Genomic DNA, 13927 nt, shown 5'->3' with positions numbered 1-13927 from the left:
CCATAGATAGTGTGAGCATACTGACAATTTTTTGTCAGTGCCCATTATCTATGGTCCTTTTCAAAACCAGCGGATTATCTATTCATTTGTCCGATTCACTGTTTGAGTTATTTCAGCTAAGAACTGCACAGCTTCTTCTAAACGCTGAAAATCAACGATCGATAGATTATCCTTTGGTGTATGCATGACGGCTTCCATCAATAAATACATTTGTGTCGAGGCAATGGCGACCGCTGGAATTCCTGCTCCAGCAAACAGCATATGATCGCCCATTGGCCAAGGTTCAACTTTTTCAACGGTCGGATATTTCAGCGCAAACGTATCTAACTGAGCGGTCAATGGTTCCGAACATTCATAGAGTGAATAGGAAATAGAGCTGTTTTGCATACCCGCACCATCGACATTAAAGGCGAGGGCATATTCTGCTGGTTGTTTCAATGAGTGTTCCATAAACGTCATTTCACCAGGCATCGAATAGTAATCTTCACCGTTGAATAAAATAAACTCAAGCTGATTCTCTAAGGGTTTCTGAATCAACTGCTCGGCTAAAGTAAGTAGGACGGCGACGCCCGTTCCATTATCCAACGCACCAGGAGTCGTTGGTTTGGTATCGATGTGGGCTGAATAGGCAAGTTTCTTTCCTGTACCATAAATTGCGATGACATTTGCTGAGACTGCGGGTCTGCGTTCAGTCAATAAGCGTAAGGAAGCTTGCTTCTTATTTAATAGTAAGGACAAGAATTTTCCTTTGACTGTTCCACATGGAACATTAAAGTCGCCATCCTGAATGATCGGTACGGGAACATCTGCCAGAAAACTCACGGTAATGACTGCTAAAGGTTGTTTTTGTTCTAGTTCACGAATAATCGCTTGATGTTCTTCCGGATTCCAAAAAGGCATGCTTTTCGGCATAAGCGGTTCTTTACATAAGTCACCATACAACACACAAATTTTATCTGTCAGATCTGCGGTCTGTAGTTCTTGGAGCGTTTGTATACAAACCAACTCCCCGTGTACATCGCAGGGAAGCGCGTATTCCGCTGCTTCCACTTCGACTGAACAGCCGTCCACGATCAATTCCGCGCCATCGTTTTGCCAATCCATACAAGAAAATTCCTGCAGCTGAACATGATATCCTAACGAACGAAATGTTTCGGCCGCATAGTCAACTGCTGCTCTATTTCCAGCTGATCCAGTTGCTCGTGGCCCGATTTCCTGACACAATTTTTCCATATGACAGACTAAACTATTTTTATTGATTTCCATTTTACAACACGCCCTTTTACTTGATACCATTAGTATGGAAGAGACGCGGAGGCATTTCTTGACCTTCCTTGTGATTCTCGCGTTCAGTACATATATAAGTAGGGAAGATAAGTAGTGGAGGGGCAATGATGGCAAATTTAGAACATGCAGCAGCAGTTACGCGGATGCAGACATACATTGATGCGCATTTAGACGAGGAGATCACCCTGCATGCTTTAGCCCAGCAAGCAGGCTATTCACCGTGGCATTGCGCCAAAATGTTTAAGGAGTACACGAATAAAGCTCCCTTCGAATACATTCGCCAATTACGTTTATCGCAAGCGGCATTGGTTTTACGGGATGAAGAATTACGGGTGATCGATGTTGCTTTGGATTTTGTCTTTGACTCCCATGAAGGCTTTACTCGGGCTTTTCGCAAGCAGTTTGGTGTTACTCCGAAGGCTTATCAAAAGCAGACACCGCCAATTCCATTATTTACACCTTACCCAGTGGAAAGCTATTATTTGATGGGCGAGGAGCATGATGAATTGCCGCCGTTGTCGAAAAATCTGCATGTTCGATTGATTGATTTTCCGGCTCGCAAGTTGATTTTATTGCGTGGAGAAAAAGCGGAAACCTATATCGAATATGCTTGGGAGATCGGGTGTGATGTTTGGGGAATTCTTGCCAGTATCAAAGAGGCACTGTATGAACCGATAGGTCTATGGCTGCCGGAAAGCATGCGTCCAGCAGGAACCTCCAGATATGCACAAGGAGTCGAAGTAGCCGTTGATTATCAAGGGATCATTCCCGCAGGCTTTGAAAGCATTGATCTACCTGCTTGTCAGATGCTGTTGTTTCAAGGTGATCCGTATGCGGAAATGCGCTTTGATGAAGCGATTAATGAGGTGATGGAGCAGATTGATCACTATGATCCTGATGAAAATAATTGCCGCTGGGCAGAAAATGATGCGCCTCGGATTCAACTGGAGCCGCAAGGATATCGAGGGTATATCGAAGCAAGACCGGTCCATTTTAATTAAAAACAGAAGCTTTCGAACGCTAAAAAAAAGTTTGAAAGTTTTTTTTCATTCTATCTATATATGAAGGAAAAATTTCGGGAGTTTTTTTGTCAACCGCCTAACTGAAAAATCAGTCGAAAGTCTGAGGTGAAGCGCCCCCCGAATGATATAATTAGCTCAATCACAAAGAATAAAAAAATCAGAAAAAGGTTGGGATAAAAATGAAACGAAAAGGCTCAGGTATCATTGTTGGGATTGTCGTCATCGCTTTGGCAATTGGTGCATATTTGATAACGACATATAATTCATTGGCTTCAGCAGAAAACGATGTGGATGCAAAATGGTCGCAAGTGGAAAATGTGATGCAGCGGCGGGCAGATTTGATTCCAAATCTCGTAAATAGTGTCAAAGGCAGCATGAATCATGAAGAAAAAATCGTCAAAGAAATTACTGATGCGCGTAAAGCGTACAATAATGCGAAGACACCGGCTGAAAAAAATACAGCCAACGATCAAATTGATCAAAGTTTAGGTACAATGGTGAATGTCATTCAGGAAAGCTATCCTACGTTAGCTTCTAATGAAAACGTTAAAACGTTGATGGTACAGCTGGAAGGAACAGAAAACCGGATTTCAGTTGAACGGAAAAACTATATTGAAGAAGTCAATGAGTACAATCAAAGCCTAGTTCGCTTCCCCAAAAATATGGCAGCGAAAGTGTTAGGCTTCGACAAAAAAGCGAATTTCAAGGCTGACGATAAGGCCAAAGAAGTGCCGGATGTCAGCTTCGAATAAGAATGGGTGAGGAAAAATGAAAAGGGAAGAGCGTGCTTCAGGGAAACGAGTCCATCAAGAGGTCGTTGATAATTATCGGAAGATACGCAAACGCAATGGGGTCTTTTCCATAATTTTAGTGATTGTGATGCTGGTCAGCGGGTTTGGATTGTTCAATCTTTTTTCGAGCAATGGCTATAGCACTAAAAAGGCCGCCTACGATCAGCAGCTGACGACCTTGGATCAAGAACGAGAAGACATTTTGTCTGGTAAAAAAGTTACCGTCAGTCAATCCTTCAAAACGACCATGAATGATAATTTGGCAAACCTGAAGGAGTATCCTAAAACTGCCAATAATTATAATGTGGCGATCAAAGATACGGATGGACAATTAACGATCAATAAGAATAATATCTTTGTTTCTGATAACGCCAAGATGCTGAGTCAGGAAACGAAGCAAAAGATTTATCAATTGAACAAGCAATTAGCGGCAAGTACGAACGGGGCACAGTTCGAAGTGGTCACAGTACCCAAATTGCCTCGCGGAGAAGACATCGAATCTTATGCCAATAAGATCTTCAATCAATTGGGGATTGGTGATAAGAACGAAAACAATGGGGTTTTATACTTGGTTGCTTTGGACGAACGAGAATTTCGTTTAGAAGTTGGCTATGGTTTAGAAGGTTTGATTCCAGATGGGAAAGCGGGTGACATCATCAATGATGACGATGTGGTCGATGCCTTCAAAGATAAAGAGTATGACAAGGGAGTCAATCAAGTTTTAGATGAAGTCTTCGCGATCATGAATACGAAGACTGCGTTGGTCGATTCACAGATCAAAAACATTAAGAGTCAACGGACAAAGCTGATGTTCTTTCATTGGACAGGTGCGGTAGTCTTAGGCCTGTTGTGTTTTGTCAGTCTGTTATTAGTAGTTAATCTATTACGGGCACGGATTTTCCTAAAAGAAAACTACAAAAAATATCAGACAGAAACAGCTTCGATCACAGGTGAAGGAGAATTACAGCGAACCGTTAAACATACCGAGCTTTACCAAATTTTGCTGAGCGGTTTAGCGGTTGGGATGTCAGTCGGAGGAATCAAACGGGCGATTATCCAAGGAAGACTGCTACGAAATCCTTCAGCTGAAAAGAAAATGTTCGGTCGTATTTTGATCGGAGATACCTTGTATTCTGGTAATGGCGATGTCTTAACGACGGCTTACCTAGCGTCAAATTATAACTCTAATAATTGGTCCGATAATGACAGTGGATCAGGCGGAGGCTCTTCTTGGGGTTCCTTCGGCGGCGGTTCATCTGGTGGCGGCGGAGCGTCAGGCGGTTGGTAATTGAATAGTAGATAAATGAGCGTGAGACGATATTTTTTAAGTCTCACGCTTTTTTGCCAGTTCCACTTCTTGCTTTAGCAAGACTTAGTGGAATGGTACGCGTAGCGAAACTCGCGGTATTTTTCTGCTTTTTAGAAAAATGTAATCCTCTAACCAGAGGTAGCTGGCAGTTCCACTTCTTGCTTTAGCCAGACTAGTGGAATGGTATGCGTTGCGAAACTCGCGATATTTTTCTGCTTTTTAGAAAAGTGTAATCCTCTAACCAGAGGTAGCTGCCAGCACGCTTATTCTAAAATTCATTAAAAGAGTTCGAAATCAGGCTATCAAAAAATAGAGCAATTATTCGAATGTTTTCCGCTTTATGCAGGGTTCCGACTATAATGAATGTGAGGAGCTTTATTTTTTTGTCCGTTGCAACGGTCAAAAACGAGTGAAGCGTTTTCTTTCTGACGGGTTATGATAAAAACAAGAAGGGGAGGTCGATAGCCGTGGGAGCAAAGAAAAATCGTGAACAGAGGCTGTTACTACTTCTAACGAAACGACATGACTACATGACGTCCGATGAATTGGCGGAGCACCTAGGAACTTCGCAAAAGACGATTTATCGCCTAATCAAAAAAATCAATGAGGCATATGGCGAAGGACTGATTCAGTCAGAAAAGGGGCGAGGCTACAAATTAAACTACGAAAAATATATCAGCCAAACGAACGTTCAACCCAGCCAACGCAGTCAATATTCACCGCAAGAGCGTAGAAATCGCGTGATGGAGGAGTTGTTACTCTCATCACCGAACGCGAAAAATGTTTACGACTTGTTTGAAGATTATTATGTCGGTGAGTCAGTCATTTTCAGTGATGAACAGATCATTGCTGAATACCTGCAGCGCTACGAGCTGAGATTGGAACGGAAGCAGCGGACATTGGCGATTTTAGGGAAAGAGGCAAACCTTCGTCGTGCAATCGCTGATTTGATTCAGGTGCATAATATCATTGAAATCGATGAACTGAAGAATCATTCAGAATTGAATTTCAATAATTACGATGTGCTGTTTATCTTAGACCAGCTTAAACTGATGGAGAAACAATTGCAGTTGACGATTCCGTATCCGTACAATGTCAATATTTTTTCACATTTGTATATTTTGATCAGCCGCTTGCGGAAGATTCGCAAGCTGCCAAACGAAGAAATGAGTCCGCTTTCTAAAAAAGAGCAGGAACGTTTGGAGCAAGACACGGCGCTTTATCAAGTCGCTAAGTCCTCGATTAGAAATGTAGAGAATTATTTGCATAACGAGCTGCCAGAGTCAGAAGTTTACTATCTTTATCAATATTTGGCCTCATCGCGGATGCAAGGTTCATTAAGTAAAGTAACAAAATTTTCTTCAAAGGTCGTGGAGATCACGAACACCTATCTGGATAGTATGAGCCAGCGTCTGAATATCTCAGCTAAAGGGGATTCGATCTTTCTTGATTTGGCGAACCATATCAAACCGATGATCAATCGCTTGGAACATGGGATTCATGTAAAAAATAGTTTATTGGATCAGATCAAAATGACCTATGAAACGATTTTTTCAGATGTCAGTGATGTTTCTGATGAAGTCAGTCAGCGTTTTGAATTGCCGAAGATCAATGAGGACGAGAACGGATTTATCACTTTGTATTTTGCGCGGATCATTGAAACGAACCAATTACCGATTCGGACGGTGATTATGTGCACGACAGGTGTTGGTACTTCAGAACTTTTGCGGGTCAAGATCGAGAAGAAATTTCCTGAGTTGGAGATTGTTGATGTAGTGGCTTCAAGGGATGCAAAGCGGTTTACAGAAAAATATCCGGGAATTGATTTGATTCTAACAACAATCAGTGTCAGTGATACGATCCCGATCCCATCTCTACTGGTGAGTGCGATGTTTACACGAGATGATCAGACCCGGCTGCAAAAGAGAATTGAGGCGATTTATGATGAACGATAATTTTTTTCAGGTCTTCTTGGACCAAACGTTTAAAAACAAAGCACACGTTCAGCGTTTTATCGCAGAGTTCGCTAACCAAACGGAGGCGGAAGAACTGATTGCTTTATTGCAGCAGCGGGAAAAAGTCGGCAATACAATGATCGCGGAACATGTGATTTTGCCTCATTTAGAAAGTCCGAAGATCGAACAAAGCCAAGTTTTGCTAATCCGATTAGCAGAGCCCATTGATTTTGATGAAAAGACCCCAGCAGTTCAGCTGATCATTACGATCCTATTGAAAAGTAACGAGAGCCAAGAAACGAAAAAGGAAATCGCGCAATTTACCCGGCGATTAGCAGATGATGATTTTATCGACCAGTTACTAAGCTTTGAAAAGGAAGCCGAAATTTACCAGATATTATAGGAGGAAATATAATGAAAATCGTTGGAGTAGCAGCATGTACAGTGGGTATCGCCCATACATACATTGCACAAGAAAAATTAGAGAACGCCGCAAAAAAAGCGGGTTGTGAAATGAAAGTAGAAACACAAGGAACAATCGGGATCGAAAATGAATTAACGCAAGAAGAGATCGATCAAGCGGACATTGTAATCTTAGCAGTTGATGTAAAGATTTCCGGCAGAGAACGTTTTGATGGCAAACGAATCATCCAAGTACCAACAGAGATCGCTGTAAAATCACCAAATAAATTGATTGAAAAAGCCCAAGAGGTTGTTGCTCAAAAGGTTTAGGGGGAATTGAAATGGAAGTAAAGGACATTGTGGATTTAGACATCGTCAAAACCAATATGACCGCTAAGACCAAAGATGATGCGTTAAATGATCTAGCGAACCAGTTATTGATGAATGGCTACATCTCTGAAGTAGAAGGATTTATCAAAGACATTTACGCTCGGGAGGCGGAAGGCCAAACGGGTATTGGAAATTATATCGCGATCCCTCATGGAAAAAGCGCCTATGTCAACAAGGTCGGCGTAGCGATTGGGATTAATCAAGAGGAAATCCCATGGGAAAGTTTAGATGGTAAAGGCGTGAAGGGGATCATTCTCTTTGCGGTGGGCAATGACAATGACGGCGCGACCAATCATTTGAAATTATTGTCGCTGTTTGCCAGAAAACTGGGAAACGATGAAGTGGTCGGCAATCTGTTGCAGGCGAAAAAGCCAGAAGATGTTGTTGAAGCATTCGCTTAGTTAAATGGAGGAAGAAAAATGAAAAAAATTAAAGAGTTAAATCTTAAAGGGCACTTATTGACGGCGATCTCTTACTTGATTCCGATCGTCTGCGGTGCCGGGTTCTTGATCGCCATCGGAATGGCCTTTGGCGGTTCGAGTCAGGATGCATTAGTGCAAGGGAAATTCACGATTTGGGATGCGTTGGCAACGATGGGCGGAAAAGGCCTAGGATTGCTGCCAGTTGTAATTGCGACTGGAATCTCGTACTCGATCGGCGGAAAACCAGGGATTGTCCCGGTTTCATCATTGGTTTAACAGCGAATGCGATCGGCGCTGGTTTTATCGGCGGGATTTTAGGCGGTTACTTGGCAGGTTATCTAGTATTAGCAATTTTAAAATATGTTAAATTACCAAATTGGGCTAAAGGCTTAATGCCAACACTGATCATTCCATTCCTAACCTCGATAATTGGCGGTTTGATCATGGTGTACATTATTGGTGCACCGATCGCGGCGTTAACGTCATTATTAACAAATTTCTTGGATGGTTTAGGCAATTCTTCACTATTAGTATTCGGCGGTGTGATTGGTCTATTGAGTGGAGTTGACTACGGCGGTCCAATCAACAAAACGGTTTTCGCCTTTGTCTTGACGATGCAGGCAGAAGGACTAAATGGTCCGATCACTGCTTTACAGTTAGTAAACACGGCGACTCCGATCGGTTTTGGCTTAGCCTTCTTTATTGCGAAATTATTCGGGAAAAATATCTATACAAAATTAGAAGTTGAAACATTGAAATCAGCGGTACCAATGGGTGTTATCAATATTGTTGAAGGAGTCATTCCATTAGTCATGAACGATATCGTGCGCGGTGTTGTGGCAACAGCTATCGGTGGTTTTGCTGGCGGAGCAACAACGATGATCTTAGGCGCAGATGCGACAGTACCATTTGGCGGAGTACTGATGATACCGACAATGTCGAGACCTTGGGCAGGTGTGATCGCGATTCTAGTAAACGTGGTCGTAACGGCAGTCGTCTTAGCTGTAATCAAGAAAAATGTTACAGAGGAAGATGCGGCGATGCAAGTTGAAAAAGAAGAAGACGATATTAATCTAGAAGATATTCAAATCTTTTAATACGGAAAGAGTGGCGACACATGAAAAAAGTAGAATTCTCCCCATCATTGATGACGATGGATTTAGATAAGTTTAAAGAACAGATCACTTTTTTGAATGACAAGGTAGATTCTTATCATATTGATATTATGGACGGGCATTACGTACCAAACATTACTTTGTCCCCTTGGTTCATTGAAGAATTGCGAAAAATTACGACATTACCGATGTCGGCCCATTTGATGGTGACTGATCCGAGTTTTTGGGTACAGCAGCTAGTAGATCTGCAATGTGAATGGATCTGTATGCATGCGGAGGTGTTAGACGGTTTAGCTTTTCGTCTGATTGATCAAATTCACGACGCTGGCTTGAAAGCTGGAATCGTTTTGAATCCGGAAACACCGATCGAAACGATCTATCCTTATATCGAACTCGTTGATAAAATCACGATCATGACCATCGATCCCGGCTTTGCTGGTCAACGGTTTATTGAAAGTACCTTAGATAAAATCGTGGCTCTACGGGAGTTGCGTGAGGAAAAAGGCTATGATTACGTGATCGAAATGGACGGTTTTTCCAACCGTAAATCCTTCAAACGGATCGATGCAGCCGGTCCAGATATCTATATTGTTGGGCGCAGCGGTCTCTTCGGTTTAGACGAAGATATTGCTAAAGCCTGGGAAATAATGGTCAAAGACTATGAAGAAATGACTGGTAAAAAACTGAGCTATGCAGAAGTAAACTAATGTTGGAAGAGGCTGCTTCTGGAGCATCGTTTAATCAGAAAAGGAGCTGTGACAAAAGTCTTGTCACAGCTCCTTTTTCCGAAAAAACGGTATGCCAGAAGTAGCTTCTTCGGAAATAAGCCGAAATTTCACAAAAATTTAAGAAGCAATTTTCGGAAATTCCTTCTTATTTCTTGAAGCTGACCACTTCTGTCACGACCTCTTTCTTTACAGCTAAGTATATGCAGAAAAAGACTAGCGCGAATTTGATTCAACTTCGGTCATATTCTTAACAGAATGCTAGCTGCTGCAAATTTCCAAGCATTGAGCAGCTTTTTTGTGATATAGTATACAATAATGTAAACGCTTTAAAAGAATGGAGGAATGTGATGGAATATCGAGGCCCAATGCTGGTAGTAAAAGATATGGAGCGGTCAAAAGCGTTCTATCGAAAATTTTTAGAAGTGGCGATTGTTTCTGATTTTGGCGAGAACGTGACGTTCAGTGGCGGATTGTCACTGCAAACGGAAGAATCGTGGATTCGATTTACCGGTTGTGACAAAGAGATATTCAACTATCAGAATAATACTGTGGAGTTCTATTTTGAAACGAAGGACTTTGAGGGGTTCATCGAACGAACCAAAGGAGAGGATCTGGAATTTTTGCGAGACGTCGCAACGATGGAATGGGGGCAAAAGGTTGCCTGCTTCTATGATCCTGATAAGCATGTGATCCAAGTCGGAGAAGATCTGACTGTTATGGTGAAACGGCTGGCCGCAGATGGACTGACCATTGATGAATTAGGAAAGAAAACCTTTCTTGGCAAAGAAATGGTAGAAAATATGCTGAAGAGTTAAAAAGTTAGTTGAAGGTCGCAACCTTCAACTAGCTTTTTTTATTTTGTCCAGCTTTCATAAAAGAAAGACGAATGCTCCCACGAAGGGAATTGTTTGGTTTGAACATTCCGGGCATACTCCGTGGAGCAATGAACGGGAGAAATTTGTAGAAGTCATTGAGAAAATTGCTGAACAAACAAAATAAAACCAGCGTATCAACGAACAAGCTCGTAGATACGCTGGTTTTCTAATTTTCGAATTGTGCTTGGTGCAGCTGATAATAACGACCTCGTTGAGTTAACAATTCTTCGTGAGTTCCTTGTTCGACGATGTTTCCATCGTTGACCACTAGGATTAAGTCCGCTTCACGGATTGTTGAGAGGCGATGGGCGATGATGAAGGAAGTTTTATCTATCATTAATCTACCCATGGCTTCTTGAATCAGCAATTCTGTTTGTGTATCAACATTCGATGTCGCTTCATCAAGAATCAATAATTCGGCATTGAGCAGCATCGCCCGAGCGATCGTCAACAATTGTTTTTGACCTTGAGAGATGGCTAATCCATCTTCTGTCATCACGGTATCGTAGCCTTTCGGCAATTGCGCGATGAAATCATGGATATGGGCGGCTTTAGTCGCTCTGATCACATCTTCTAAAGTGGCTTCTTCATTTCCGTAAGTCAGATTCTCAAAAATCGTCCCAGTAAAGAGCCAGGTATCTTGCAAGACCATCGCGTATTGTTTTCGCAGACTGCTTCGAGTGGCTTCCTTGATATTTTGTCCGTCTAAATAAATCACACCGTTATCGGGATCGTAAAAACGCATCAATAAATTAACGATCGTCGTTTTTCCTGCCCCCGTCGGTCCAACAATCGCGACGACACTGCCAGCAGAAATATCAAAGGATAAATCTTTGATGACCGGCTGTTCTTTCTGATAACTGAAAGAAACATGGTCGAAGCGAACATCTCCACGGGCTTTTTCGAAGACGTGAGCATTAGGGACATCCTGAACTTCAGGCTCTTCGTCTAGTAGCTTGAAGATTCGTTCAGCCGCTGCGATAGAAGATTGCAAATCGCTGAAAATATTCGCTAGTTCATTGATTGGGCCAGAAAATTTCCGAGAGTACAAGACAAAGGAAGAGAGTTTTCCTAAGGTTAAATGACCATATAGGAATAAAAAGGCGCCTAGAACACTGATCAGCGACAACGAGACGTTGTTGATGAAGTTGACAGAAGGACCTGTCATACTTCCGTAGTATTCTGCATTGTAATAAGCGGTCATCGCTTCCTCATTTTTCTTGCCAAAGCGGGAAATCATAGTTTCTTCCTGATGATAGACCTTAGTAGTTTGTTCACCGGATAAAAGTTCTTCAGTCAAACCGTTCAATTCTCCTAGCTTAGCTGAACGTTTGCGAAATAATGGTTGAAACTTATTGGTCAAAAAACGCGTCAGTAAAATCGATGCGGGAACTGTAACGACAAAGATCGTGACCATCAAAGGTGAGATTACCAGCATCATGACAAAGGAGCCGATGATCGTTACTAAACTGCTTAAGACTTGGACCGAATCACTTGCTAGTGACGTATTGATCGTGTCGATATCGTAACTCATGCGGCTGACAATATCCCCGGTTTGGTGCTGGTCAAAATAGCCGACAGGCAACGAAACGATTTTATCAAAAAGGTCTTTTCGCAAGCGAAACGCGATTTTTTGACTCAAGTAGATCATTAAGCGGCTGATCCCGTAGCTTAGAATGGCTGACGCTAAATAGAAACCCACCATCAAACTACAATAGAAGAAAACTTTTTGAAAGATGACATTTCCTTTGCCGATTTGGATCGCATCAATCGCGTATCCAGACAATAATGGACCGACCAGCGCAAATAAATTGCTAGCGATCGTCAAGATCACTGCCAGAAACAGCAGCCATTTAAATTGATATAAATATCCCCACAAGCGGAGCAGCGTACCTCTGCGTGAATTCTTATTCTTCAATGGCTTGCCCTCCAGTCTGACCTTGGTAGATTTCTTGATAGGTTGGATTTTCAGCTAATAATTCTTCGTGTGTGCCATAGCCGATCATCTTTCCTTTAGCTAGCAACAGGATCTTATCGGCATGTTGAATCGAACTGATCCGTTGAGCGATCAAGATTTTCGTTGTTTTAACAAAATGCGTCCGTAAGGCTTTTCGTAAATTCGCATCGGTATGGTAATCTAATGCACTGGAAGAATCATCTAAAATTAGTAAATCAGGCTGACCGATCAGTGCCCGAGCCAGCAGCACCCGCTGTTTTTGTCCGCCGCTGAGATTTTGTCCTTTGGCTTCCAAAGGATGCTCAAGTCCCTCTGTCAATTTATCAATAAATTCACGAGCCTGCGCATCATCGATAGCTTGCTGGAGCTGCTCTTCTGAAAATGTTCGGCCAAATAAAATGTTTTCGCGGATCGTATCAGCAAAAAGGACATCCTTTTGTAAAACAGCTCCGATTTTTTGATGCAAGGCATCTAGCGAATAATGCTTAATCTCTTGGCCGTCGAGTATAATTTGGCCGGAGGTCCGATCGTATAAACGCAAGATTAGACTGGCAATCGTTGTTTTTCCGCTGCCAGTAGCGCCCATGATTCCTAAAGTCTCACCAGTCTCAACGCTGAAGCTGATATTTTCGATCGCGGGTGCACCGTCAGGATAGGCAAAAGTGACGTCATCAAAAACCAATTTAGTTGCAGCGGGCTTTCTTTGATCTAAACTTCCGGGAACCAACGCTGGTTTTTTACGAAGCACCTCGTTGATCCGGTTGGCAGAAGCCAGTCCGCGAGAATATAAGACAAAGATCCGTGTGATTGACAGCATGGCGTTCAAAATAATCGTAAAGTAGGTTAAGAAGGCCACGATGACACCAGGCTGTGTTAAGCCGGCATTTACTCGATAAGCACTGACTACGATAACCAAGGTTAAACCAAGGTTCAGAAATAGATCCAGCAGAGCAGGAGAGGCAGCCAGAGTAACATTGGCCGTCGTTTCAGCATTGACTAAAGATTGGTTAACATTTTCGAAACGTTGGCGCTCAAACGCTTCTTTTGACAAGGCCTTGATAACGCGTGAGCCAGTAACGTTCTCTCGTACGGATAAAACAAGTTGATCGACTTGCTTTTGCAGCTTTCCGAAAAGCGGCACACCCTTTTTCGAGATATGTGTCACCATCACAAAGATTATCGGCATCACAGCGACTAAAACTAAAGTCAAAATTGGATCCAAGGTAGTGGTAATCAGAATTCCACCTACTAAAAGGATTGGTGCGCGAATCCCCATTCGCATCATAACGCCTAAAGTTAGGTGGATATTGTAGGTATCCGATGTTACACGTGAAACTAAAGAGGAGACCCCTACGTCCTCCACTTGGGTTGTATCTAAGTAAGTAATTTTATGGAATAGATCCCCGCGAATATGTTCTGTCGTATCCTTCGCAATCCGTGAGACCATTCGATTGGCGATGATATTGGCCCATAAGGCAAAGGCCGAAGCCGCCAGCATCACGCCGCCCCAAAAAAGAATTTTTTTAGGCTCTTTTTGTGGAATGACTTGATCTAAAATATAGGCCAAATTCCACGGAAGGACCAATTCCATCATAGTTCCTAAAAATTTAATGATAACGCCTATCGTGATACGTGAACGATAGGGTTTCAAGTAGTTAATAATTAATTTCATTT

General features: G+C 42.4%; 12 protein-coding genes and 1 pseudogene. 10 read left to right on the top strand and 3 right to left on the bottom strand.

Translation table 11 applies throughout. From position 1 onward, the window contains the following. Window positions 1-78: 78 nt before the first annotated feature. The gene (locus IGI38_RS23050) at window positions 79-1266 is read right to left on the bottom strand and encodes a M28 family metallopeptidase (protein WP_438734283.1); all 1188 of its coding nucleotides are present in this window, start codon (window positions 1264-1266) and stop codon (window positions 79-81) included. A gap of 128 nt (window positions 1267-1394) precedes the next feature. On the opposite strand from IGI38_RS23050, the gene IGI38_RS23045 reads away from it, so the two are divergent. The 10 genes and pseudogenes from IGI38_RS23045 (at window position 1395) to IGI38_RS23000 (ending at window position 10236) form a co-directional block, all read left to right on the top strand. Next, on the top strand, window positions 1395-2288 hold the full coding sequence (locus tag IGI38_RS23045) for a helix-turn-helix domain-containing protein (RefSeq protein ID WP_438734281.1): 894 nt from the start codon (window positions 1395-1397) through the stop codon (window positions 2286-2288). A gap of 200 nt (window positions 2289-2488) precedes the next feature. Continuing rightward, window positions 2489-3061, top strand: a complete 573-nt coding sequence (locus IGI38_RS23040) for a LemA family protein (RefSeq protein WP_438734280.1) — start codon at window positions 2489-2491, stop codon at window positions 3059-3061. A 16-nt stretch (window positions 3062-3077) separates the two neighbouring features. Further along, the gene (locus tag IGI38_RS23035; RefSeq protein WP_438734278.1) at window positions 3078-4388 is read left to right on the top strand and encodes a TPM domain-containing protein; all 1311 of its coding nucleotides are present in this window, start codon (window positions 3078-3080) and stop codon (window positions 4386-4388) included. 488 nt (window positions 4389-4876) lie between these two features. Continuing rightward, on the top strand, window positions 4877-6364 hold the full coding sequence (locus tag IGI38_RS23030; protein ID WP_438734277.1) for a BglG family transcription antiterminator: 1488 nt from the start codon (window positions 4877-4879) through the stop codon (window positions 6362-6364). Next, window positions 6339-6767: a PTS sugar transporter subunit IIA gene (locus IGI38_RS23025; protein ID WP_438734275.1), complete on the top strand. Its 429-nt coding sequence runs from the start codon at window positions 6339-6341 to the stop codon at window positions 6765-6767. The genes IGI38_RS23030 and IGI38_RS23025 overlap by 26 nt, the downstream gene beginning before the upstream one ends. An 11-nt stretch (window positions 6768-6778) precedes the next feature. Then, window positions 6779-7096 carry a PTS fructose transporter subunit IIB gene (locus tag IGI38_RS23020; RefSeq protein WP_090404353.1) on the top strand — a complete coding sequence of 106 codons (318 nt, stop codon included), beginning with the start codon at window positions 6779-6781 and terminating at the stop codon, window positions 7094-7096. An 11-nt stretch (window positions 7097-7107) separates the two neighbouring features. After that, window positions 7108-7557: a PTS sugar transporter subunit IIA gene (locus tag IGI38_RS23015; RefSeq protein ID WP_438734273.1), complete on the top strand. Its 450-nt coding sequence runs from the start codon at window positions 7108-7110 to the stop codon at window positions 7555-7557. A gap of 18 nt (window positions 7558-7575) precedes the next feature. After that, a pseudogene (locus tag IGI38_RS23010) lies at window positions 7576-8675 on the top strand (PTS fructose transporter subunit IIC). Between the two features lie 20 nt (window positions 8676-8695). Beyond that, on the top strand, window positions 8696-9400 hold the full coding sequence (gene alsE, locus IGI38_RS23005; RefSeq protein ID WP_438734271.1) for a D-allulose 6-phosphate 3-epimerase: 705 nt from the start codon (window positions 8696-8698) through the stop codon (window positions 9398-9400). Window positions 9401-9768: 368 nt separating this feature from the next. After that, window positions 9769-10236, top strand: coding sequence for a VOC family protein (locus tag IGI38_RS23000; protein WP_438734270.1), 468 nt, complete (start codon window positions 9769-9771; stop codon window positions 10234-10236). 226 nt (window positions 10237-10462) lie between these two features. On the opposite strand, the gene IGI38_RS22995 is transcribed toward IGI38_RS23000, so the two are convergent. Both IGI38_RS22995 and IGI38_RS22990 read right to left on the bottom strand, forming a co-directional pair. Then, window positions 10463-12214 (bottom strand): ABC transporter ATP-binding protein, encoded by a 1752-nt coding sequence (locus tag IGI38_RS22995; RefSeq protein ID WP_438734268.1) that lies wholly within the window; start codon window positions 12212-12214, stop codon window positions 10463-10465. Beyond that, complete coding sequence (locus IGI38_RS22990; RefSeq protein ID WP_438734267.1) at window positions 12204-13925, bottom strand: ABC transporter ATP-binding protein; 1722 nt, start codon at window positions 13923-13925, stop codon at window positions 12204-12206. The genes IGI38_RS22995 and IGI38_RS22990 overlap by 11 nt, the downstream gene beginning before the upstream one ends. Window positions 13926-13927 lie beyond the last annotated feature (2 nt).

The organism is Enterococcus sp. AZ128 (assembly GCF_051714485.1).
Classification (GTDB): Bacteria; Bacillota; Bacilli; order Lactobacillales; family Enterococcaceae; genus Enterococcus_A.
This window is presented reverse-complemented; position numbering and strand designations above follow the sequence as displayed.